The organism is Kitasatospora sp. NPDC053308 (genome assembly GCF_055585785.1).
This window is the reverse complement of sequence record NZ_JBVJJY010000016.1, coordinates 58,189-80,062: the sequence shown is the minus strand read 5'-3', so window position 1 is coordinate 80,062 and position 21,874 is coordinate 58,189. Positions and strand designations below refer to the sequence as shown.

General features: G+C 75.7%; 19 protein-coding genes. 11 read left to right on the top strand and 8 right to left on the bottom strand.

Annotated features, from left to right (window positions below; all coding sequences use genetic code 11):
- The first annotated feature begins 199 nt into the window (after positions 1-199).
- The 6 genes from ACZ6Y7_RS28895 (at position 200) to ACZ6Y7_RS28870 (ending at position 8,743) form a co-directional block, all read left to right on the top strand.
- Positions 200-1,162: a quinone oxidoreductase family protein gene (locus ACZ6Y7_RS28895; protein ID WP_465760881.1), complete on the top strand. Its 963-nt coding sequence runs from the start codon at positions 200-202 to the stop codon at positions 1,160-1,162.
- 56 nt (positions 1,163-1,218) lie between these two features.
- Positions 1,219-1,830 carry a TetR/AcrR family transcriptional regulator gene (locus ACZ6Y7_RS28890; protein WP_465760880.1) on the top strand — a complete coding sequence of 204 codons (612 nt, stop codon included), beginning with the start codon at positions 1,219-1,221 and terminating at the stop codon, positions 1,828-1,830.
- A gap of 471 nt (positions 1,831-2,301) precedes the next feature.
- Complete coding sequence (locus tag ACZ6Y7_RS28885; protein WP_465760879.1) at positions 2,302-3,693, top strand: MFS transporter; 1,392 nt, start codon at positions 2,302-2,304, stop codon at positions 3,691-3,693.
- Between the two features lie 341 nt (positions 3,694-4,034).
- A complete protein-coding gene (locus ACZ6Y7_RS28880; RefSeq protein WP_465760878.1) occupies positions 4,035-6,902 on the top strand; it encodes an ATP-binding protein in 2,868 nt (955 codons plus the stop codon).
- Positions 6,903-7,068: 166 nt separating this feature from the next.
- Positions 7,069-8,172, top strand: a complete 1,104-nt coding sequence (locus ACZ6Y7_RS28875; protein ID WP_465760877.1) for an NADH:flavin oxidoreductase/NADH oxidase — start codon at positions 7,069-7,071, stop codon at positions 8,170-8,172.
- Between the two features lie 154 nt (positions 8,173-8,326).
- Complete coding sequence (locus tag ACZ6Y7_RS28870) at positions 8,327-8,743, top strand: carboxymuconolactone decarboxylase family protein (protein WP_465760876.1); 417 nt, start codon at positions 8,327-8,329, stop codon at positions 8,741-8,743.
- Positions 8,744-8,889: 146 nt separating this feature from the next.
- Here the strand turns inward: ACZ6Y7_RS28870 and ACZ6Y7_RS28865 are convergent, their stop codons facing one another.
- Together ACZ6Y7_RS28865 and ACZ6Y7_RS28860 are read right to left on the bottom strand one after the other, a co-directional pair.
- The gene (locus ACZ6Y7_RS28865) at positions 8,890-9,093 is read right to left on the bottom strand and encodes a hypothetical protein (protein ID WP_465760875.1); all 204 of its coding nucleotides are present in this window, start codon (positions 9,091-9,093) and stop codon (positions 8,890-8,892) included.
- A 20-nt stretch (positions 9,094-9,113) separates the two neighbouring features.
- Positions 9,114-9,305 (bottom strand): hypothetical protein, encoded by a 192-nt coding sequence (locus ACZ6Y7_RS28860; RefSeq protein ID WP_465760874.1) that lies wholly within the window; start codon positions 9,303-9,305, stop codon positions 9,114-9,116.
- Between the two features lie 153 nt (positions 9,306-9,458).
- On the opposite strand from ACZ6Y7_RS28860, the gene ACZ6Y7_RS28855 reads away from it, so the two are divergent.
- Positions 9,459-10,787, top strand: coding sequence for a helix-turn-helix domain-containing protein (locus ACZ6Y7_RS28855; protein ID WP_465760873.1), 1,329 nt, complete (start codon positions 9,459-9,461; stop codon positions 10,785-10,787).
- 213 nt (positions 10,788-11,000) lie between these two features.
- Here the strand turns inward: ACZ6Y7_RS28855 and ACZ6Y7_RS28850 are convergent, their stop codons facing one another.
- The 5 genes from ACZ6Y7_RS28850 to ACZ6Y7_RS28830 form a co-directional block, all read right to left on the bottom strand.
- Entirely contained in the window at positions 11,001-12,029 is a 1,029-nt protein-coding gene (locus ACZ6Y7_RS28850) for a hypothetical protein (RefSeq protein WP_465760872.1), read from the bottom strand.
- Positions 12,026-12,943 carry a hypothetical protein gene (locus ACZ6Y7_RS28845; protein ID WP_465760871.1) on the bottom strand — a complete coding sequence of 306 codons (918 nt, stop codon included), beginning with the start codon at positions 12,941-12,943 and terminating at the stop codon, positions 12,026-12,028. The genes ACZ6Y7_RS28850 and ACZ6Y7_RS28845 overlap by 4 nt, the downstream gene beginning before the upstream one ends.
- Complete coding sequence (locus ACZ6Y7_RS28840; protein ID WP_465760870.1) at positions 12,940-13,842, bottom strand: hypothetical protein; 903 nt, start codon at positions 13,840-13,842, stop codon at positions 12,940-12,942. Before ACZ6Y7_RS28840 ends, ACZ6Y7_RS28845 begins: the two co-directional genes overlap by 4 nt.
- Before the next feature lie 71 nt (positions 13,843-13,913).
- Positions 13,914-14,828: a hypothetical protein gene (locus ACZ6Y7_RS28835; protein ID WP_465760869.1), complete on the bottom strand. Its 915-nt coding sequence runs from the start codon at positions 14,826-14,828 to the stop codon at positions 13,914-13,916.
- Positions 14,829-15,068: 240 nt separating this feature from the next.
- Positions 15,069-16,559, bottom strand: coding sequence for an FAD-dependent monooxygenase (locus ACZ6Y7_RS28830; protein ID WP_465760868.1), 1,491 nt, complete (start codon positions 16,557-16,559; stop codon positions 15,069-15,071).
- A gap of 99 nt (positions 16,560-16,658) precedes the next feature.
- Between ACZ6Y7_RS28830 and ACZ6Y7_RS28825 the strand changes: the two genes are divergently transcribed.
- Together ACZ6Y7_RS28825 and ACZ6Y7_RS28820 are read left to right on the top strand one after the other, a co-directional pair.
- Entirely contained in the window at positions 16,659-17,282 is a 624-nt protein-coding gene (locus tag ACZ6Y7_RS28825) for a TetR/AcrR family transcriptional regulator C-terminal domain-containing protein (RefSeq protein ID WP_465760867.1), read from the top strand.
- A gap of 208 nt (positions 17,283-17,490) precedes the next feature.
- The gene (locus ACZ6Y7_RS28820; RefSeq protein WP_465760866.1) at positions 17,491-18,150 is read left to right on the top strand and encodes a hypothetical protein; all 660 of its coding nucleotides are present in this window, start codon (positions 17,491-17,493) and stop codon (positions 18,148-18,150) included.
- 119 nt (positions 18,151-18,269) lie between these two features.
- Here ACZ6Y7_RS28820 and ACZ6Y7_RS28815 read toward each other — a convergent pair whose 3' ends face one another.
- A complete protein-coding gene (locus ACZ6Y7_RS28815) occupies positions 18,270-19,265 on the bottom strand; it encodes a hypothetical protein (RefSeq protein WP_465760865.1) in 996 nt (331 codons plus the stop codon).
- Positions 19,266-19,535: 270 nt separating this feature from the next.
- On the opposite strand from ACZ6Y7_RS28815, the gene ACZ6Y7_RS28810 reads away from it, so the two are divergent.
- Both ACZ6Y7_RS28810 and ACZ6Y7_RS28805 read left to right on the top strand, forming a co-directional pair.
- Positions 19,536-20,678, top strand: a complete 1,143-nt coding sequence (locus ACZ6Y7_RS28810; protein WP_465760864.1) for an alpha/beta hydrolase — start codon at positions 19,536-19,538, stop codon at positions 20,676-20,678.
- A 59-nt stretch (positions 20,679-20,737) separates the two neighbouring features.
- Positions 20,738-21,874 carry an RICIN domain-containing protein gene (locus ACZ6Y7_RS28805; protein ID WP_465760863.1) on the top strand — a complete coding sequence of 379 codons (1,137 nt, stop codon included), beginning with the start codon at positions 20,738-20,740 and terminating at the stop codon, positions 21,872-21,874.

The following is a 21,874-nucleotide window of genomic DNA, read 5'->3' as shown; positions in this document are numbered from 1 at the left end:
CCCGCGCGGCTCCGGGCGGCGGCTCCCGGCGGCGGCTCCCGGTCGCGGGCAGCGGGCAGCGGGCAGCGGGCAGCGGGCAGCGGGCAGCGCCCAACGGGCCGTCGCCGCAGGGATTCTGGACTTGTGGGTCCAATTCCGGCTGCCTACCGTGCAGTTCGTTCCCTCTCGAACGAGCCCGCACAGGAAGGCGGTCACCCCCATGCACGCGATCCGGATCGAGGAGCACGGCGGCCCCGAGGTGATGCGATGGACCGAACTGCCGGACCCGGTGCCCGGCCCCGGCGAGGTGCTGGTGCGCCTGGGCGCGGCGGGCGTCAACTACATGGACGTCGGCGCCCGGGCGCAGGGCACCGGCGGCTGGGCGGCGCCCGCCGTCCTCGGCGCCGAGGGCATGGGGTACGTCGCCGGGCTCGGGCCGCAGGTGCGGGACCTGGCGGTCGGCGACCGGGTCGCCTGGTTCTACCACCCGGGCAGCTACGCGCAGGTGCTCGCCGTCCCGGCCGCCTCGCTGGTCGCGGTGCCCGACGGGGTGCCGGACGAGGTCGCGGGCGGCCTGCTGATGCAGGGCCTGACGGCCAGTCACCTGAGCACCGAGACCTACCCGGTGGGCCCGGGCGACACCGCCGTGGTGCACGCGGCGGCCGGCGGGGTGGGCCGGCTGCTCACCCAGATGGTCAAGGCCCGCGGCGGGAACGTGATCGGCCTGGTCTCCCGCGAGGACAAGGCCGAGGTCGCCCGGCGGGCCGGCGCCGACCACGTGCTGGTCCACTCCGGCGCCGGCTTCGAGGGGGCGGTGCGGGAGCTGACCGGCGGCCGCGGCGCCGACGTCGTCTACGACGGCGGCGGCGCGGAGACCTTCGCCTCCTCCCAACTGGCCCTGCGCCCGCACGGGGTGCACGCCTACTACGGGCCGTTCATGGGCGTGCCCACGCTGCGTCCCACCGACCTGCCCAACAGCATCCTGCTGACCTACCCGGTGGTGCACCACCACGTCCCCACCCGCGAGGCCCTGGTGCGGCGGGCGGGCGAGGTCTTCGACCTGGTCCTGGACGGACGGCTGACCCCGCACGTCACCGGCCGCTACCCGCTCGCCGAGGCGGCCCGCGCACACGCCGACCTGGAGTCCCGCCGCACCACCGGCAAACTGCTGCTCCTGCCGTGACGGGCCGAGCGGGACGCGCGAGGATCGGAGGCAGGCCACCAGCACCGGGAGGGAACGTGCCGCTGACCCGCAAGGGCGCCGCGACCAGGCTGCGCATCGTCGAGGGCGCCGCCGGGCAGATCCGCGAGGAGGGCGTGTTCGCGCTGCGCCTGGAGGACGTCATGGCCCGCACCGCGACCAGCAAGAGCCAGCTCTTCCACTACTTCCCCGGCGGCAAGGACGAACTGCTGCTGGCCGTGGCCCGCCACGAGGCGGGCCGGGTGATCGACGACCAGCAGCCCGAACTCGGCGCCCTCACCTCCTGGGAGGCCTGGCAGCGGTGGCGCGACAAGGTCCTCGCCCGCTACCGCGCCCAGGGCTCGGACTGCCCCCTGCACGTGGCCCTGTCCGAACTGGGCTCCGCCACCGGCGCGGCCCGGGCGGTGGCCGGCGAACTGCTGGACCGGTGGCAGGCGCAGCTCGCCGCGGGCGTGCGTCACCTGCAGGACGCCGGCGAGGTCGACCCGGCGCTGGACGCCGGTCGGGAGGCCGCGGCGCTGCTGGCCGGCGTCCAGGGCGGGGTGCTGATCCTGATGGCCACCGGGTCGATCGCGCACCTGGAGGCCGCCCTGGACGTGGGCCTGGCCCGGCTGCGCGCGGCCGGGCCAGGTACGGCCGCGAACGGCTGACGGCGTGCCACGACCGACGGCGTGCCACCGCCGAGGGCTCGACACAGCCGACGGCGTGCCACTGCTGAGGGCTCGATACCGCTGAGGGCGCGACACCGCCGACGGCGCGACACCGCCGAGGGCGTGACACGGCTCACGGATGCGGGCCGGTCGAGGCCCTCGTCGTGACGAGCGTCACGGCGCGGACGGGGTCGGACGGCGGGAGGGCCCCGCGACGGCGCCCGGCCCCGGCAGGACTGGGCGGACGGCGGTGCGGCACGGGCGGAGGGCCTGTCCGCTTCGGGACCAAGGTCACCGATCCGTTCGACCTTGGACCCCGTGGTGGCGCTCGCCGGCCGGGGCAACCCTGGACGGTCGCCCGGTGTGACCGGGCGGTGGCGCCGCCCGAGGTGGGCGGCGTCGTTCCCCGCCGTCTACCCGGCGCACGGCCCGCGGACAGCGCGGCCGTACGCTCCGGAGGACCCCAAGCACATGTCCCAGACCATCGACAACGCCCCGTATACCGCCTTCCACCGCAGGCTGGCCCTGGCCTGTTCGGGCGGGCCGCTGCTGGACGGCTACATCCTGAGCATCGTCGGCGTCGCCCTGATCGGGATGCGTCCCGACCTCGGGCTGTCCACCGCCGAGGTCAGCCTGATCGGCGCCGCCGCCCTGGTGGGCATGTTCGTCGGCGGCGCGCTGTTCGGCGTGCTGACCGACAGGATCGGCCGGGAGGTGATGTACACCGCCGACCTGCTGGTGATGGTCGCCTGCTCGGTGGCCTCCTTCTGGGTCGACGCGGTGTGGGCGATCACCGTGCTGCGCTTCGTGCTCGGCATGGCCGTGGCCGCCGACTACCCCATCGCGACCTCGCTGCTCGCCGAGTGGCTGCCCGCCAAGCACCGCGGGCGGCTGCTCGGTCAGCAGATCGTGGCCTGGTACGCGGGCTCGGTGCTCGCGTACGGGGTGGGCTACCTGTTCCTGGAGCTGGCGGGGCCCGGCAGCTGGCGGTGGATGCTGGCGAGTTCGACGGTGCTGTGCGTGGTCTTCCTGGTGATCCGCCGCGGTTCGCCGGAGTCGCCGCGCTGGCTGGCGGCGAACGGGCGGGTCGGTGACGCGGTGCGCGTGGTCGAGAAGCACCTGGGAGTGCGGGTCGACGGCCGCGAGCTGATGCCCGACCCGGCCGGGCACGGCGGCCCCGGCGGGCTGCGCCTGCTGCTGACCCAGCCCTACCGGCGCCGCACCCTGTTCTGCGGCCTGTTCTTCCTCTGCCAGGTCGGCCCGCTGTTCGCGATGCTCACCTTCGGCCCGCAGATCCTCTCCTCCTTCGGCATGCCGGGCGGCACCGTGATGGAGACCCTCGGCACCGGGCTGATCAGCCTGGTGTTCCTGCTGGGCTGCTACCCGGCGCTGCGCCTGATCGACAGCCGGGGCCGACGGCCCGTCATCATCTGGTCCTTCGCCCTGATGACCGTGCCGCTGGCCCTGCTCGGCGTGTGGCCGAGCGCCCCGGCCGCGGTCGCGCTGCTGGCGCTGTGCGCGTACGCCTTCCTGTGCGGCGGGCCGAACGTGCTCGACTGGACGTACCCCAACGAGCTGTTCCCGACCGAGATCCGGGCCACCGCGGTGGGTGTGGCCACCTCGGTGAGCCGGATCGGCGCGGCGGTCGGCACCTACCTGCTGCCGCTGTCCCTGACCGGGCTGGGCACCGGGCCGACCATGCTGATCGCGGCGGGCACCACGGCGCTGGGCCTGCTGGTGTGCGTGCTGTGGGCGGAGGAGACCCGCGGCACGGCCCTCGGCGCCGCCCCGGCCACCGCCTCGTCGGGCGGCCGCCCGACGCCGGCCGTCCCCGCCCAGCGCACCCCCCAGCCGGTGCGCTGACCCGTGCGCTCGGCGTCCGGGCCGCCGCGCCGACGGGCCGACGGGCCGACGGGCTGCCGCGCCGACAGCCGGCGCGCCGACGTGGTGACGGCCGGTGCGCCGACGGCCGGTGAGCCGACGGCGGCCACGCTCGGCGGCCCGGCCGCCGAGCGGACGCCGCCTGACCCGTCGACGGCGCCGCCCCGGGCTCCCGGGCGGCGCCGTCGTCGGCTCGCCGGCCCCGGCCAACGGGTTTTCGGCACGGCCGCCGGGCAGCTTTGTCAAGCCCCCACCGCGGGCGCCTCCGCAGCAGTACCGTCGGCCTCTCAACGACCTTCGCGACAGGGCGAATTGGAGGCAACGTGACCGAGGTGAAGCCCGGGGGCGACGCGGGGTCCGGCGGGGAGGGCGGCCGACTGCACGAGCGCGAGACCGAGATCCGGTCGGCGAGCCGGGCGATCGAGGCGCTCACCGGGCCCGTCGGCACCGAAGTCGGGGAACTGCTGCTCTACACGGGCGCGGCCGGCCTGGGCAAGACCGCGGTGCTGACCGAGGTGCGGCGGGCGGCGCGGCACGCGGGCTGCACGGTGCTGTTCGCCCGGGGCGGGCAGCGCCAGTGCCACGAGCCGTTCCACGTGGTGCGCCAGCTGGTGCGCCCGGTGCTCGCGGCCCTGTCCGACGAGGAGCGCGGCCAGGTCTTCGGACCGTGGGAGGACGTCGTCGGCCCGGCGACCGGACTGGTGCCGCCGGCCGGGCAGCTCGACCCGCAGGGGGTGCGTGACGGCCTGGACTTCGTCCTCACACGCCTCGTGCGGGTGCGCTCCCCGCTGGCCGTGATCGTCGACGACCTGCACTGGGCCGACCCGGAGTCCCTGGGCTGGCTGGCGGGGTTCGCGGTCCGCGTCCGGGAGCTTCCGGCCCTGCTGGTCCTGGCCAGCCGCGACGAGTTCCCCGATGACGCCCTGGCGCTGCAGCGCGGCCTCGCCGAGCGGGCCGACCGCCGGCACGAACTGCGCCCGCTGCAGCCCGCCTCGGTCGCGCACCTGGTCCGCGAGGCCCTCGGCGCAGCGGCCGAGGACGCCTTCTGCCGTCACGTCTGGGCGGTCACCGGCGGGAACCCGTACGAGACCGCGGCCCTGCTGCGCGAGGTGGCCGACCAACGGCTCGACCCGGTCGAGGAGAGCACCGGGCAGCTGCGCGAACTCGCCGCCACCGCCCGGGGGATGACGCTGCGGCACTGGCTGGAGCGGCTCGGCCCGACCACGCTGCGCTTCGCCTGGGCGGCGTCCGTGCTGGACACCGACATCCGCCCCGACCTCGCCGCCGCGATCTGCGCCCAGGGCCCGGAGACCGCCGCCCAGTCGGTGCGGGAGCTGCGGCGCCACCGGGTGCTGACCGGCACCCCGGCGGGCCGGCTGGAGTTCGTCCACCCGCTGATCGCCACCTCCGTGTACCGGTCGATGCCGCCGTCCACCCGCACCGGGATGCACGGGGTCGCCGCCGTCGAGGTGGAGAACGCCGGCCTCGGCCTGCTGGCGGCCTCCCGGCACCTGCTGGAGATCCTGCCGGAGGGGGACCGCGCGATCGTCGACAAGCTGCGCCGGGCGGCCCGCGAACACCTGGCGATCGGCGCGCCCGAAGCGGCGCAGCGCTGCCTGCGCCGTGCCATCAGCGAGCCGCCCGCCGACGAGGACCGCGCTCCGGTGCTCTACGAGCTCGGCTGCTCGGCGCTGCTGACCGATCCGGCGACCACCGTCAACCAGCTGCGCCTGGCGCTGGCCGACCCGTACGGGCTGGGTCCGGAGCTGCGGGTGGACGCGGTCTTCCGGCTCGCCCAGGCCCTCGCGCACAGCAACCGGGTCGGCGAGGCCGCCGCGCTGTGCGCCGAGGAGGCGGCCCGCTGCGGGCCCGGGCCGGGGCGGCTGCGCCTGGAGGTCGCGCACTTCATGTTCGCCGCGTTCCAGTCGCGGGATGCGGACGGGCCGGGCCGTTCGCGGCGTCTGGAGGAGTTCGACCGGATGCTGGGGACGGTCGGCCTGGCCTTCGGCGACACCCGCGCGAGCGGCACCGGCGCGGGCGACACCCACGCGAGCGGCACCGGCGCGGGCGACACCCACGCGAGCGGCACCGGCGCGGGCGACACCCACGCGAGCGGCACCGGCGCGGGCGGCACCGGCGCGCACGGGGAAGCGGCGGGCGGGTCGATGTTCGAACGCGACGGGCTGGCGCACGCGGTGGCCGTGCTGCGGTGCTGGGACCTCACGCTGCGCGGTGTCGACCGCGCGCAGGCGCTCGCCCTGGCCGAGTCCGCCCTGCCGGGTGGGCGGCTGCCGCGCAGCCTGGGCTGGACCAACACCACCTGGGGCTTCGAGCTGCCCGGGATCCTGGGCATCAGCTACCTGTACGCCGATCGGGTCGACCGGGCGGAGGAGCTGTTCATGGAGGCGGTCCGGGCGTACGAGGTCGCCGGGTGGAGCGGCGGTCACCTCGGCTTCGCCTACCTGCTGACCGGCATGCTGCGCTTCCGGTGCGGTGCGCTCGCCGCGGCGGAGGACTACCTGCGCCGGGCGCTGCGGATCGCCGAGCGGATCGGGCCGGACGTTCCCCTGCACTGGGACGCGGTCGGGGCGCTGGCCGAGACGCTGGCCGCCCGCGGCAGGCTGGAGGGGGCGCTGGAGTTCGCCCACGACCACGCCTTCGCTCCGCCGTACCCGACGGTGATGGTGCTGCCGGACGCCCCGACGCTGTACGGGCGCCTGCTGCTGGCCCGCGGCGACGCGACGGGCGCGGCGGCGACGCTGGCCGACGCCGGGGCGGCCCTGGACGCGCGCGGATGGCGCAACACGGTGTGGGCGCCGTGGCTGGGCCACCTGGCGCGGGCGGTGGCGCCCGAGGAGCCGGAGCGGGCCCGGGAGTTGGCCGCGGAGGCGGTGCGCCGGGCCCGGGAGTCGGGGACGGAGTCGGCCGTGGGCAGTGCGTTGCGGCTGTGCGCGGCGGTGCACGAGCGGTCCCGCGCGGCCGAGCTGCTGGCGGAGGCGGTCGGCGTGCTGGAGCGCTCGCCGGCCCGCTACGAGCACGCGCTCGCGCTGGTCGACCTGGGGGAGGCGCTGGGTACCGCGGCGGGCGCCCGGGCGGCGCTGACCCGCGGGCTGGAGCTGGCCGGCCGGTGCGGGGCCGACGGCCTGGCCGCCCGGGCCCGCGACCTGCTGCGGCCGGGCGGCGGGCGCTGAGCGCCGCGGTGCCCCCGGCCCGTCTCGGCGGTTTCCAGGGGGCGGGGGCACCCCTTGCAAATGCCCGGCGTGTGCAACTATCTTGATAGACATAAGTTGCAGCTGCAAGCAGTTGTGGCCGCCGTCCCGTCCGCTCCGGCGCCGCCGACCCCCATGGGAGTCCGATATGAGCACCACCCTCTTCACCCCGTACACCCTGCGCTCGCTGACCGTCCCCAACCGGATCTGGATGCCGGCGATGTGCCAGTACAGCGCCCTGCCGGACGGGGCGGCGGCCGGGGTGGCGACGGACTGGCACTTCGCCCACCTCGCGGCGCGCGCCGCCGGCGGCACCGGGCTGATCATCACCGAGGCCACCGCCGTCAGCCCCGAGGGCCGCATCAGCCCGTACGACCTCGGGATCTGGAACGACGAGCAGGCCGCGGCCTTCCGCCGGATCACCGCCTTCCTCACGTCCCAGGGCACCGTCCCCGCGATCCAGCTCGCCCACGCCGGGCGCAAGGCCTCCACCGAGCGGACCTGGGTCGAGCGCGGGCGCCCGCTGGCCGCGGACGAGGAGTACGGCTGGACGCCGGTCGGCCCCGGCACCGAGCCCTTCTCCCCCGCCCACAGCGCGCCGCACGAGCTGACCGAGAATCAGATCGGCGCGATCGTGCGGCAGTTCGCCGACGCCGCCCGGCGCGCACTGGACGCCGGCTTCCAGGTCGCCGAGGTCCACGGCGCCCACGGCTACCTGATCCACCAGTTCCTCTCCCCGCACACCAACCGCCGCACCGACGGCTACGGCGGCTCCTTCGAGGGCCGGATCCGCTTCGCGCTGGAGGTCGTCGACGCGGTGCGCGCGGTGTGGCCCGAGGAGCTGCCCGTCTTCTTCCGCGTCTCCGCCACCGACTGGCTCACCGAGAACCCCGAGGACGGCCGCGAGGGCTGGACCTCCCAGGACACCGTCCGCCTCGCCAAGGAACTGCAGGCGCACGGCGTCGACCTGCTGGACGTCTCCACCGGCGGCCTCGTCCCCGACGCCCGGATCGAGGCCGCGCCCGGCTTCCAGGTGCCCTTCGCCGAGGCCGTGCGGAACGAGGCCGGGCTGCCCGTGGCCGCCGTCGGCCTGATCACCGACCCCGCCCAGGCCCAGGCCCTGATCGCCGAGGGCCGCGCCGACGCCGTCCTGCTCGGCCGCGAGCTGCTGCGCAACCCGTACTGGGCCCGCCACGCCGCCGCCGAACTCGGCGGCGAGGTCCCCACCCCGCTGCCCTACCACCGGGCCTGACGCCCCGACACTCCCGTGCCCACCGTCGGCGCCGGCGGTGGGCACGGGAGTGTCGGGCTTGAGTCGGAGCGCACTCCACGCCCTACGGTTCTGCCCAGGTCGACAACGCGACGCGGCCGCCGGCACGGGCGGCCCGCAGAGAGGAGTGCGGCACATGGGAACGAACGACGCGCAGGTCCGCCGGGAGCGCTTCGAGCACGGGATGGAGGTGCTGGAGCGGATCGACGGCGACATCGGGCGCCGGGTGGTGGAGTCGCTGGAGGACATCAGCCCCGAGCTCGGCCACCAGATCGTCGCCTGGGGATTCGGCGAGATCTACAGCCGCCCCCAACTCGCCCCGCGCGACCGCCAGTTGGTCACCCTGGGGATGCTCACCGCGCTCGGCGGCTGCGAGCCCCAGCTGGAGGTCCACATCAACGCCTCGCTGAACGTCGGCCTCACCCCCGAGGAGATCGTCGAGGCCCTGCTGCACTCCGCCGGCTACTGCGGCTTCCCCAAGGCCCTGAACGCCACCTTCGTCGCCAAGAAGGTCTTCACCGAACGCGGCCTCCTCCCGCCCCGAGACGCCTGACGGCCCACCCCACGGGAGTTCGGGCTTTGCTCACGAGCACGCCCCGGACCTGCGGCCGCGTGTATGCGAAGCGATTTCCCCGCACACTCCCGGAGTCCGCCAAACGGCGCCCTCCGGGAGTGTGCGGGGGCGCTTCGCCGTGCCCGTCAGCGGAACGGCAGCACCTGGGTGCTGCCGCCGGCGAGGACGCGGCCGTACCCGTCCGTGCCGTCGAGCGGACGGTAGTTGACCACCGGGTCGCCGGCCCGCACGAGGGCGGTCGCGCAACCGAGGCACCACGGTTGCGGCGGTTGCACGTCGAGGTCCTCGATCACCGCTGATGCGGCGCGGCACTGCGCGCAGATCGACATGCCGGTTACCTCCTCGCTGTTCAGCTCCAGGTGGAACCGCACACGGTGCAGCCCCAACGGCCGCCCATGGTCTGGTAGGTGGATCCCGACCCGCAGACCGGGCACGCCGTCATCGACGTGTCCTGGCCGTCCTCCGGCAGGCTACCGGGCACCGGGACGGCGCGCGGGGTTGTCCGGGCGGCGGGGTGGTCGAGCAACAGGGACGCACTCATGTCACGGTCTCCTCCGGGTGAGGACTGGATGGGGATACGCCCGGCCGGGGTGCTCCCAGACAACCGCCGCGGCGACCCCGTGGGAGAGATGCGGAGGGTGCTCCCGCACGCCGTATGCGTGCCCCGCATGCGCCGTGCACGCCCTGACTACGGGTGTCGCCCCGTCTGTACGGTGGCCACCCCGTGCACTTGGAGGGTGACGCCGTGTCACGTCAACGTCAGATCGGGACGGTCATCAGGGCCACCCGGTGCGCGCAGCGGATGACTCAGGCCCAGCTGGGCCGGGTGTGCGGCTACTCGGCGTCGGCTGTCAGCCGGGTGGAGGCGGGCCTGCTGCGGCCGACCGAGCGGGCGCTGCTCCTGATCGCCCAGGCGCTGGACCTGCCGCTTGACGCCCTTGGCCTGGGACGACCGGCTACGCTGACGCGGAATGTGACCCCGGGTCAGGAGGACGCCATGCTCCGCAGGCAGTTGCTCGTCGCCGGCATGGCGGCGGCCGGGACCTCGATGCTCCCGTCGTCGGCGACGGCCGCCTCACCTCCCGATGCGTCGTCCCGGATCGTCGGAGCCCTGTACCAGCCGACGGCGTCGGAGCCCACGTCCCTGCAGCGCCTCGGCCGGATGCTGGCCTCGGCGCGCGCACAGTTCACCGCTGCCCGCTACCAGGACCTGGGCGAGGCTCTGCCCGGCCTGCTGGGTACGGCGCAGGCCACCCGGGAGGCCACGTCCGGGCGGACTCGGGAGGCCGCCCACGCGTGCGTGGCCCGGGCTTGGGTGCTGGCGACGGAGCTCGCGCTGAAGTCCCACTCCGACGTCGCCTGGCCGGCCGCCGAGAGGGCGCTTGCCGCAGCACAGGCCAGCGGCGACCCGGTGGTCCAGGGCGAGGCGGCCCGGGTTCTGGCGATCACGATGCGACGCGCGGGCCGCCCGGCTGCGGCGGTCGACCTTCTGCGTGGCACCGCCGACTCGCTCCGCCAGGACCAGGCGGACGTGCCTCAGGCGGTCGCGGCGACCTTGCTGATGACAGCCGCCTACACGGCCGCGTGCGGGCAGCGGCGAGGCGACGCCCTGAACCTCATGGCGGGCGTGGAGGAGGTGGTCGGCCGTCTGGCCACTGCCGACGCCAGGCCACGGACCCCGCTGTTCACGGTCGACGCCACCAGCACGCAGGCGGACCTGTACTGGGTCGGCGTGCACACGGCTCTGGGCACCCCGGACGAGGGCGTACCGTATGCGGCGCGGATCTCACCGGGGCGACTGCCGACCGCCGAGCGACGAGCCCGGTACGGCACGGACTGTGCACGCATGTGGCACCACCTGGGCGACCGCCGTCGCACGTTCGCCTCGCTGCGCTTCACGGAGCAGGTGGCGCCGGAGGAGGTGCGTCGGCCGGCGCTGCGAGCCCTCACAGCGGACCTGCTCTACGCGCCGGCGACGGTGCCCGGCGTGCGGGAGTTTGCGGCACGCACGGGTGTGTCATAGGGGGGAGGAGGACGCGGGGGCGTACGTCGCCGGTGTCCACCGTCGTCTGGACGAGCTGCTGGAGGCCGCCCGCGCGCAGCGCCTGACGGAGGATCGACCGCGGCCCGCCCTGGCCGTGGCCGCGCAGGCCGGGTGAGGGCTGACCGGTGGGGCGCCCCGCGCGCGGGGAGTCGGCTCGGCCGACTTCCCGCGCGCGCCGTGCCGTACCCGGGGTCAGGCCAGCAGGTCGGACTGCAGGGTGACGACCTGGCGGAACGGCGCGACGGGCACGCCGGCCGGGTTGGTCATGGTGATGACGGCCAGGACGTCGGCGGCCGAGACGTAGGCGACCCGGGCCGTGGGGCTGCCCTTGGGGCCGTGCGCGGTGGACTCGACGGCCGTCAGCTCGACGCCGTCGACCTCGTCCCACTTCTCGTGGTCGGTGGACGCGGTGTCCGGGGCCGCCTTGGGGGCGCCCTTGGAGCGCAGCGAGGTGTAGGTGCTCCAGGACTCCTTGCTGGAGCCGAAGCGCAGCAGGCGGATCTGGGTGCGGGTGCCGTCGGTGGCGGTCCACTCCCGGACGGTGGCGGCGCGGCAGGCGTTCTCCAGCAGGCTCGCGCGCAGCTTGGCCGGGTCCTGCTGCTCGGCGAGGAGCGCGTCGCAGGGCACCCAGTCGGCGGAGGCCGCGGCTGTGGCGGTGGGGGCCGCCGTCGGGGAGGCGGTCGCGCTCGGCGCCGGCTCCGGGGTGCCGGAGGCGGTGGGGTGCGCCGTGGGGGCGGGGAAGGTGGGCGCGGCCAGGGAGCCGCCGGCTTCCTTGGGGGCGGGCAGCAGCAGGTACCGCAGGTCGGCGTAGTGCAGGGACTTGCCCGTGCCGTTCGGCGCGGCCTTGCCGGCGGGCAGCGGCGGCAGGGTCAGCGGCGGGAAGGTGTAGCGGCCGTCGCCCGGGGTGGCCAGGCCGGGGATGTCGGTGCGCTCGGGGGCGGTGACGGCCAGGGCCGTGCCGGTGCCGGCGAGGGCGAAGACCAGGGCGGCGCAGCTCCAGCGCACGGCGGCCTTGCGGCGGCGGGCCCGGTGGGCCTGCTGCTCGGCGAGTTCCTCGGGGGTCGGCGGCGGCGCGGTGAACTCCAGGGCCCCGATGGCGGTTTCGGCGGGAGCGCCGGGCAGCGGCGGGGCCGTCGGGGGTACGGGCGGGGCGGGCGAGGCGGCGGGGGTCGGCGGGAGCGGGTCCGAGGCGGGCTGCGGCGGGGTGTCGTGGTCGGTCATGCGGACGCTCCCGGGCGGGCGAGGCGGTCGAGCTGCAGGGTGAAGAGGGCGACGATCTTGTCCTTGGGCAGCGGTGCCACGCCCTCGGCGTTCATGACGACCAGGAGGTCGCCCTCGGCGGCCGAGCACTCCAGGTAGTCGATCGGCGCGGACGGCGGCGCCGGCATCAGGTAGCAGTGCGCCTCGGGGTGGCCCGGGATGCTCGGGCCGATCCGGAACAGGCCGGTGTCGCCGGTGAAGACCGCGGTGTACTCGTTGATCCGCTGCACTTCCTGCTGGTTGAACTGGCGCAGCTTCAGGCCGATCACCAGGTCGTCGCCGCCGGCGAGGTAGGTGCGCACGCCGGTGGCCTTGACGTGCAGGCCCTCCCAGTAGGAGCGCAGCTTGTCGCGCTTCTCCTTGGGGACCTGCTGCAGTTCGGCGTCCAGTTCGGCGGACAGCTGCTGGCCGTTGAGCTCGGTGTCGTTGCCGTAGACGCCGTCGTCCGGGCCGAGTTCGTAGCCGGCCGGGACGGGCAGCAGCAGGTCGCGCAGCGCGCCGAAGTGGCTGCCGTTGGACTTGGCGCCGTACGGGGTGGCGGTCGCGGTCGGGGTGGGAGCGGCGGACGGGGCGGCGGCGGTGGCCGGGGCCGGGTCGTCGTACTGGGTCTTGATGATGCCGATGCCGATGACCACCCCGACCAGCGCGGCGGCGGCCGTCGCGGCGCCGGCGCGCAGCAGCCGGCGGGAGCCGGGGGCGGGGGTGATCGGTGTCGGTGCGGCGGCGGGGTCGGTCGCGGCGGGTGCGGCGGCGGGGTCGGTCGCGGCAGCGGCCTGGTCGGCCGGTGCGGCGGCGGGGTCGGCCGCGGCAACCGGCTCGGCGGCGGGCGGCCGCTCGGGGGCGACCTGGTGCCCGGTCACGGTGTCGTCGTTCATACGAGGCGCTCCCACTGCCGCTTGGCGAGGTCCTTGAGGACGTCGGCGCTCACCATCTGGGTGCCGAAGACCTCGATCGTCATCTGCAAGGAGCCGCGCTTGGCCACGGCCTCGCCGTAGTAGTACTGGTCGGTGCTCTCGGCCCAGTGGCGGGCGACGGTCTCGACCTTGTAGCCGCCGTTGGCGCCGTCGGCGAACGGCAGCCAGGTGGAGGACTTCGCCTCGTCGGCGTGCTCGGCCGTGAACTGGGTGAGCATGATGCGGTAGCGGGTGTCGTCCTTCTTCCAGTCGACCTCGGCCGCGCGCCGGAAGCCGCGCGAGGCGAGGTCGCGGAAGGCGAAGGCCGCGTCGCCGCTGTGTTCGGCGATCTCGCCGATGGTGGCCCAGCCGGGCTTGTCCGGGTTGTCGCCCCAGGGGGTGCTGCCCTCGGGGGCGGTGAGCAGCAGCTTGGTCAGGTCGCCGTCGATGGCCGGCGGCGCGGGCTGCTCGGCGGCGAGGGCGGCCGGGTCGACGGTGCCGGCCGGGTAGGACGGGCGGGCGACCTGCAGCGGCGGCAGCGGGGTGGCCGGGCGCTGGGCCTGCACGCCGTAGCCGACGCCGCCGCCGACCAGGGTGCCCAGCACCAGGCCGCAGGCGGCCAGCAGCACCGGGCGGGGGCGGCGCGGGGCGCGGGGCGCGCTCTGGGGGCCGCCCTCCAGCAGGTCCCCGGGCGCGGCGGAGTGCGCGGCGGCGGGGTGCGGGCCTGCGGCGTACGGGTCGGCGGCGTACGGGCCGCTCGTGTAAGTGCCTGCGGCGTACGGGTTGTTCGTGTGCGGTCCGGCTGCGGGCGGCGGCGGGACGGCGGGCGCGGCCGGCGGCGCGGCGGGCGCGGGTACCGGCTCCGCGGGTTCGGTGGTCACGGGAGTGGCTCCAGAGGAGGAAGGAAGGGGTGGCGTCGGTGGGCGGGCGGCGGCGCGCGGCGGCGCGGGGCTCAGCCGCCCGAGGCGAGCCAGTCGCGCTGGCGCTTCATCAGCTCGCTCAGCAGCGCCTTGTCCGGCGTGCCCTTCACGTCGACGTCGATGGTGTACTGGACGTCGCCCTGGCTGGCGATGCCGGTCATCGAGCCGGTGTACGCCTGCTGCTTGGGCTTCTTCAGGTAGCCGCGGGCGTCCGGGAGGCCGTCGAGGTCGACCGGGTCCAGCGACTTGATCTTGTAGCCCTTGACGAATTCGGTCGCCATCGAGGCGGAGCCGAAGTGCAGCAGGGTGACGGTCACTTCGGCTTTGCCGTCGGCCGTCCGGTACATCCGGGTCGCGCCCTCCTTGTAGCCGTAGGAGGCGAGGATGTCCTTGATGCCGTCCTGCTTGCCGAACAGGTCGGCGACGTCGTCGTCGGTCATCTTCATCCCGTCGGCGGATCCGTAGGACTCGCCGCCGGCCGGGATCGGGAGCAGGAAGTAGCGCAGGTCGCCGTCGTGCTTGCCGCCGCTGACCGTGCCCTTGACGGTGCTGGCCGGGGCGGGCTCGCTCGGGACGGCGGTCGGCACCGGGACGGGCTGCGGCGCGGGCGGGGCGCTCGCGGCGGCGCTCGCGCTCGCCGTCGGGGACGCGGTGACGGCGGGGGCGGCGGCCGGGTGGGCGTGGGCGTCGGGCTTGCCGACGGCGACGGTCACGGCGGCGCTGGCCGCGGTGACGGCGAGCAGGCCGGCGGTGGCCAGCGCGACGCCGACGGCGCGCGGCAGCCGGCGCGCGGACGGCTTCGGCTCGGCGGCGGCCGGCTCGGGCGCGACGGTGGGCTCAGGCGCGTTGGCAGCCTCAGGCGCGGCGGTGGCCGGCTCGGGCGCGGTGGCCGGCTGGGCCGGTGCCGGAGGTTCGGCGGCGGCGCTCTCGTTCTCGGACTCGGGCAAGGGACTCCCCCCAGGAAAAGAATGCGGATTCCCACGCGCGAGGTCCCTCGTGGGACCCACTCCCCCAGGGGTTCTCCGGACCGTCCGTCACGCGTGTCAGCAGGCATTATGAGAGCGCGCTGACAGCCCTGCCAACAAAATCAATCACCGCACACTCCCCCAAGGACCGACGAACCGGACACGTCGTGATCCAACCGCAATGGGGGCACCGTCCCGGGGGTCCGGGACGGCGCCTGCGGATCAGAAGGCGGCCACGGCGGTGCGGGTGGCCGTGGCGAGGGCGTCGGGGTCGGTCTCCTCGGTGAGCCAGGCGAGGTGGCCGTCGGGGCGGACCAGGGCGGCGGTGACGGCGCGCCAGTCGGCCCGCCGCTCGGCGAGCGGGGCGCTGTGCCGGGTGAGGCGGCCGGTCCCGGGGAGGTCCGGGTGCGCGGCCCGGCCGGTGAGGTCGAGCAGCACGGGGCGGCCGGGGCGCAGCAGGGCGAAGAGGGTGGTGGTGCCGGTCGGGGCGCTCAGGCGCAGGTCGGGGGCGCGGGTGCCGGTGAGCGGGTGGGCGCCGGTGGCGGGGTCGGGCGGGTAGGCGGCGGTGAGGCCGGCCGCGCGGGCGGCCAGGTTGTCGGAGAACTCCGGTACTCCGTCGATGAGTTCGCACAGCAGCTCGCGCATGGCGAGGTGTTCGGGGGTGTGGCCGGTCATCAGTCCGGCCTGGGCGCGGGTGCTGCGCAGCACGTCGGCGCCGATGGGGTGGCGTTCGGTGTGGTAGCTGTCGAGGAGGGTGTCGTCGGCGGTGCCGTGCAGGACGCGGGCGAGCTTCCAGCCGAGGTTGAAGGCGTCCTGGAGGCCGGTGTTGAGGCCCGGGCCGCCGGCCGGGAAGTGGGCGTGGGCGGCGTCGCCGGCGAGCAGGACGCGGCCTTGGCGGTAGCGGGCGGCCTGGCGGGCGGCGTTGCCGAAGGTGGAGGTCCAGCCGGCGTCGCGCATGCCGTAGTCGGTGCCGGTGATGTCGCGGACCTTGGCGCGCAGCTCGTCGAAGGTGAGGGGGGCGGAGGGGCGGGTGCGGTTGGTGGCGGCGTCGTTGCCGGCGATCCGGTGGATGCCGCCGGGCAGCGGGAAGGCCATGAAGGTGCCGCGTTCGTTGGAGCAGGCGGGGTGGCGGGGCGGGGTGTCGAGGACGACGTCGCCCATCCAGGCCCAGGCGGTGGCGGGGGTGCCGGGGAAGTCGATGCCGGCGGCTTCGCGCACGGTGCTGCGGGTGCCGTCGCAGCCGACCAGGTAGGCGGCGCGCAGCCGGTAGGGGCCGTCGGGGCCGTCGACGTGGACGGTGACCGCCCGGTCGTCCTGGCCGAGGCCGGTGACGCGGTGTCCGCGCCGCAGGTCGGCGCCGGCGGCGCGGGCGTGGTCGGCGAGCAGCTGCTCGGTGCGGACTTGGGGCAGGGCGAGGCTGAACGGGTAGGGGGTGTCGAGGCGGCGGAAGTCGAGCCCGGCGGACAGGGCGGCGAAGTGTCCGCGGGGGACGCGCAGGCCTTCGGCGAGGAAGGGCTCGATCGCGCCGCGGCAGTCCAGCATCTCCAGGGTGCGGGGGTGCACGGAGCTGGCGCGGGAGTGCGGGTCGGGTTCGGTGCGGGCTTCCAGGACCGTCACCTCGGCGCCGTGCAGGCGCAGTTCGGCGGCGAGCCAGAGGCCGACGGGCCCGCCTCCGGCGATGACGACCTGTCGGGTTCCTTGGGTGCTGGGCATGGGTCTCCCCTTCGCGGTCTTTCGAGAGCGTCACGGGTCGTTCGGGCGTCACATCTCTTGGTCACTGACCAACGATGCCGCATCCAGTAGACTAGGTCAGTGACCAAGAAGCAAGCGCCGGAGGCTTCCCGGACCCGGCTGGACACCGACACCGTGGTGCGCGCCGCGCTCGACCTGCTCGACGACAAGGGCGCGGGCGCGGTGTCCGTACGCGGCGTCGCCGAACGCCTCGGCGTGCGGATGAACACCGTGCTCTGGCACGCCAAGACCAAGGGCCGCCTGCTGGAGCTGATGGCGGACGCGATCGTCGCCGGGGTCCGCCTGGACGGCCTGCCCGACCCCTGGCAGGAGCGGGTGCGCGAGCTCTCCCGGCGCTACCGGAGCGCCCTGCTGGCCCACCGCGACGGCGCGCTGATCGTCGCCGGGACGTACGCGGCCGAGCCGGCCACCCTGCGCTACGCCGACGCCGTGCTGCGGGCCCTGCTGGACGGCGGGCTGGACGAGCGCCGCGCGGCCTGGACCCTGTGGAACCTGCAGTACCTGGCGCTCGGCCTGACCCAGGAGGAACAGGCCCTGGCCGCCCAGGGCGGCGAGCACTCGCTGGCCGGGGCGCTCGGCGGGGGCCGCTACCCGGCGGTGGAGCGGGTCGCGGCCCGGCTGGAGGACGGGGACTTCGACGAGCGCTTCGAGTTCGGGGTCGCCCGGATCCTCGCCCTGCCCTGAACGACGGGGCCCGGCCGGGCGAGGATCCCGGCCGCGGTGACGGAGCCGGTGACGGAGCCGGTGACGGAGGCGGTGACCGGGCCGCCGGTGTGACGATGCCGCGGCCGGGTCACCGCTCGGTACGGAAACCGGCTCCGGGGGTGTGCGCGGGCCGCCGGCCCGGGACACCATCGACGGGGTGAGCCGGACCACGGGGGAGGAATGCGGCATGACGGGGGATCAGGGGCCCGGCCGGGGGCCGGATGCGGGCCGGCGGGCCGCGGTGGCGACGGCGGCCGGCGCGGTGGTGGTGCTGACCGTCGCGGGCGGCGTCACGGTGTGGCGGTGGTCGCAGGACGAGCCGGTGGCCGGGGTGCTGTGGTGGGTGTGCGGCGCCGCGGCGCTGGCCGGTCTGGCCGCCGGTGTCGTGGCGGGCCGGGGCGACGCGGAGGGCGAACTCGCCGGCTCCGGCGTGCGGGTAACGGGGTTCCTGCTGCTCGCGCTGGGCGCGGTGTTCCTGTCCGCGCAGGTCGCCGGGACCGTCCGGGCCCGGCTGCACGAGCCGCGCAGCGTACCGGCCACCGTCACGCGCTGCCGGGTGAGCGGCCAGGAGCCGGTGGAGGGCGGCGGCCTGGGCGCCAAGACCTACGCCTGCACCTTCCGCTGGACCGTGGACGGACGGGAGTTCAGCGTGGAGCGCCCGGAGGGCCCGTACCCGGAGGGCAAGGAGACCCGGGTCTGGCTGGAGGACGACGGGCGTGTGTCCACCGGCCGCCCGAGTCCGGTGGGGATCCCGCTGTTCGGCGTCCCGGCCCTGTTCTGCCTGGCCGGCGCCCGCTTCCTGGGCTCCTGGCTGCTCACGGACACCGGCCGGGCCCTGCGCCGGTGAGACGGCGCACCGGCGAGGCCCGACGCCGGGGAGGCCCCTGCGCCGGCCGGCCCTGCGCCGGTGAAGCCCGACGCCGAAGGCCCCGGCGCCCGCGGTGAGGCGGTGCCCGTCCGGCCGGTTCAGAGCCAGCCGCGGCGGGCCGCCTGGACGCCCGCCTGGAAGCGGGTGGTGGCGCCCAGGTGGGCCAGCAGGGTGGACACCCGGCGCACCACGGTGCGCCGCCCCAGGCCCAGGCGGCGGGCGATGGCGTCGTCGGTGGCGCCACTGGCCATCAGGGTGAGGATGCGCCGGTCGCGGTCGTCGATCCGCAGGTCGACACCGGCGTCGGCGCCCGCCACGGTGGCCGGCACCGCCAGGCGCCACAGCGTCTCGAACACGGCGGTCAGGGCGTTCAGCAGGCCGGAGGGCCGGATCAGCAGCGAGACGACGCCGGGGCGGTCGTCGGCGGGCAGGGTGACGATGGCGAGGTCGTCGTCGCCGATGGCGAGCTTGAGCGGCGGCTCGTCCAGGGTGCGGGCCTGCTCGCCCGCCTCGACCATGCGCGCCATGTTGGGCCCGGCCACCGGGTCCTCGAACGCGCAGCCCTGGTAGATCGCGCGGTAGACGACGCCGGCGGCCATCCGGCGGCGCTGCAGCACCTCCTGGTCGGCGTAGTGGGCGCTGGTGCCGGAGTACGGCGGCACGTCGACGACCCGGACCTGGTGACGGGCCGCCAGCTGCAGGCGCCGGCTCGCGGCGAGCACCTCGGCCGGGTCCTCGACCACCTCCAGCGCGCCGTAGCTGCCGGCGTCGCGTCGGGCGAAGCGGTAGAGGCGTTCCAGTTCGTCGCCGGTCCGGCGGGCGGTGGCCTGGCGCAGCGCGTCGCGCTGCAGGACGGCCTCGACCACCCGGCCGGGCGGCAGCGCCTCCCAGGCGTGGTCGCGGTCGTCGGCGCTGCCGGCGGTGTCGAAGGCGACGGCGACGCCCTCGTCGGCGAGGTCGCGCAGGACGGCCAGCACGGTGTCCTCGTCCAGGCCCGCGCCGTGCGCCAGGTCGGCGACCCGGGCCCGCGGCCGGCCGACCAGGCCGCGGTAGACGCGGCCGCGTTCGGAGTCCGGATCCAGTACGTCGTGCACGGCAACCCCCCCGGTCATTCGCAACCGAAGGATCGTACCCCGGCGGGTGGCGCACATGCGCCGGTGGCCCAGGTGCGCCGCCGGTGGCTCTGGCGCGAGGGTGGGCGACGTGACGAGAGTTGTCGATGTTCAGACAGGACCTCCGGGCGGACGGATCGTCAGCTCGGCTCGTCGGCACGGCCCGTCGGCACGGACCGGGCGGACGGCCCGTCGGCACGGCCCGTCCGGACACCGCTCACCCCCGCCCCCGTCGAAGGCCGAGGACGACCCATGACCCCAGCCCGGCTCCTGCCCGCCCGGCTGCGGCGCGCCCGTACGGCCGTCGCCGCCCTGGCCGCCTGCCTGCTGCCGCTCGCGGCGCCCGCGGCGCCCGCGGCCTCCGCCGTCCCCCCGCCCGCGCCCGCCGCGGGGCCCGCGGCGGACCCCGCGCCCGGCCCGCCGCCGCTGACGGACGGCTTCGGGCTGACCCAGGTCGGCACCGCCACCGGCAGCGCCACCAACTTCGTCATCACCGTCACCACGCCCCAGGTCGCCGGCGAGCACACCATCCGCATCCTGCTGCCCGCCGACTACGCCCGGCACCCCGACAAGCGCTACCCCGTGCTGTACTTCCTGCACGGCGCCTCGGACAACCCGATCGACCCGGCGCTGGCCTACCCCGCGCTGACCGCCGCGCAGTCGATGATCACCGTCATCCCGGACGGCGGCCTGCGCGGCTGGTACACCGACTGGCTCGACCAGGGCACCGCCGCCGGCGCGCAGAACTGGGAGACCTTCCACCTCGGCCAGGTCGTGCCGTTCGTCGACGCCAACCTGCGCACCCGCACCGACCGGGCCCACCGCGCCGTCGGCGGCCTGTCCATGGGCGGCTTCGGCGCCCTGCACTACGCCCAGGACCGCCCCGACCTGTTCGGCCAGGTCCTGACCATGTCCGGCGCCAACGACCTGTCCGCCGACGAGATGATCATCCGCGGCGCCGTCGTCGCCACCCTCACCAACGTCGGCACCGTCCTGTGCGGGCCCAGCGACGGCCACCCCTGCGGCTTCGACTTCGGGCCCACCGTCTCCAGCGACGCGGTCTTCGGCACGCCGTACCCGGTGTTCAACGCCGACTGGCGCTGGAACGCCGCCGACCCGGCCTCCCGGATGGCCCTGCTCGCCCACACCGGCATCGCCGTCTACACCGGCACCGGCAACGGCAACCCCGCCGACATGGAGTTCTGGGCCGAGGGCACCGCCAAGCGCGTCCGGGACCGCCTGAACGCCCTCCAACTGCCGTACCACTACGTCGACTACGGCGACGGCAGCGCCTGGGGCCCGGACTGCCACGGCGGCCACACCCCCGGCTGCTGGGCGCAGGACCTCGTCGACTACGTCCCGCGCCTGGAGGCGGCCTTCGCCGCCGCCCCCTGACCACCGCCGACCTCTCCCTCCTCTCCCCCTCGACAGCTCCGACGAAAGGACACCGCTCCGTGCCCGCCACCCTCCTGACCGCCACCGGGACCCCCGGCCGCACCGCGCCCTGGCTGCGCGCGCTCGCCGCCCTCCTGGCCGCCTGCTGCGCCGCCCTCGGCCTGGCCGCCGCGCCCGCGCACGCCGCCCCGGCGCCCTCGCCCGCATCCGCCACCGCCACCGCCACCGCGGCCGGGTGCGCCGGCGCGCCGCTGACCTGCCTGAACCTCACCTCGCTCGGCAACGGTCGCCGGCTCGACGTCCAGAACGGCAACACCGGCGACGGCGTCTACGTCGTCACCAACTCCGCGCCCGGCTACCACCAGTCCTGGCGGCTGAACGTCGACCCCTCCGACTCCACCTTCACCATCGTCAACAACGACACCGGCAAGTGCGTCGACCTGGCCGCCTGGTTCGTCCCGGCCCTGCGCCAGCAGACCTGCGCCGGGCAGGCCGGCCAGCGCTGGTTCCTGCAGCCGGCGCCCGGCGGCGGCGACGCGTTCATGATCCGCCACGCCGGCGACAGCACCTGCCTGGACCTGCTGGCCGGCGCCCAGTACGACGACGCCTGGACCGACCAGTACGCCTGCAACGGCACCGCCAACCAGCAGTGGGCCACCGGCGCCCCGCAGGCCGCCCGCACCCTGGCCGTCGACCACGCCGCCAAGCAGTGCCAGAAGGACGCCTCCACCTGCTCCTGGACCGTCCAGAGCGAGGCCCCGGCCGCGCCGCTGCCCCGGGTCTGCTCCTCCGCGGTCTGGTTCAACAACACCAGCGGCACCGTCCAGCAGAGCTTCGCGGTCACCGACACCAGCGGCTGGTCGAGCAGCATCGGCAGCACGCTGAGCTCCACCATCTCCGGCGGCACCCCGGGCGTGTTCACCGCGGCCGTCACCACCGGCCTCACCTTCACCAACGTCTGGAACGGCTCGCGCAGCGTCAACAACGCCGTGACCGTCCCCGTCCCGCCGCAGCAGTACGGCTGGGTGACGCTGGCCGAGGTGGCGCGCAAGGTCACCGGCAGCTGGACCTTCGACGCCCACGGCATCCCGTGGACCGCCGACGACACCATCACCGTCCCGGTGGCCTCCGACCCCAACGCCGGGCCGACCGTCTACGTCGCCAACGCCAGCCCGACCTTCACCAGCTGCGTCTGA

Excerpts from the sequence above, each read along its gene's own strand:
- ACZ6Y7_RS28860 (WP_465760874.1), bottom strand. The coding sequence starts at position 9,305 with ATGAGTGCGTCCCTGTTGCTCGACCACCCCGCCGCCCGGACAACCCCG.
- ACZ6Y7_RS28830 (WP_465760868.1), bottom strand. The coding sequence starts at position 16,559 with ATGCCCAGCACCCAAGGAACCCGACAGGTCGTCATCGCCGGAGGCGGG.
- ACZ6Y7_RS28850 (WP_465760872.1), bottom strand. The coding sequence starts at position 12,029 with ATGACCGACCACGACACCCCGCCGCAGCCCGCCTCGGACCCGCTCCCG.
- ACZ6Y7_RS28845 (WP_465760871.1), bottom strand. The coding sequence starts at position 12,943 with ATGAACGACGACACCGTGACCGGGCACCAGGTCGCCCCCGAGCGGCCG.
- ACZ6Y7_RS28810 (WP_465760864.1), top strand. The coding sequence starts at position 19,536 with ATGACCCCAGCCCGGCTCCTGCCCGCCCGGCTGCGGCGCGCCCGTACG.
- ACZ6Y7_RS28885 (WP_465760879.1), top strand. The coding sequence starts at position 2,302 with ATGTCCCAGACCATCGACAACGCCCCGTATACCGCCTTCCACCGCAGG.
- ACZ6Y7_RS28820 (WP_465760866.1), top strand. The coding sequence starts at position 17,491 with ATGACGGGGGATCAGGGGCCCGGCCGGGGGCCGGATGCGGGCCGGCGG.
- ACZ6Y7_RS28870 (WP_465760876.1), top strand. The coding sequence starts at position 8,327 with ATGGGAACGAACGACGCGCAGGTCCGCCGGGAGCGCTTCGAGCACGGG.
- ACZ6Y7_RS28895 (WP_465760881.1), top strand. The coding sequence starts at position 200 with ATGCACGCGATCCGGATCGAGGAGCACGGCGGCCCCGAGGTGATGCGA.
- ACZ6Y7_RS28875 (WP_465760877.1), top strand. The coding sequence starts at position 7,069 with ATGAGCACCACCCTCTTCACCCCGTACACCCTGCGCTCGCTGACCGTC.
- ACZ6Y7_RS28865 (WP_465760875.1), bottom strand. The coding sequence starts at position 9,093 with ATGTCGATCTGCGCGCAGTGCCGCGCCGCATCAGCGGTGATCGAGGAC.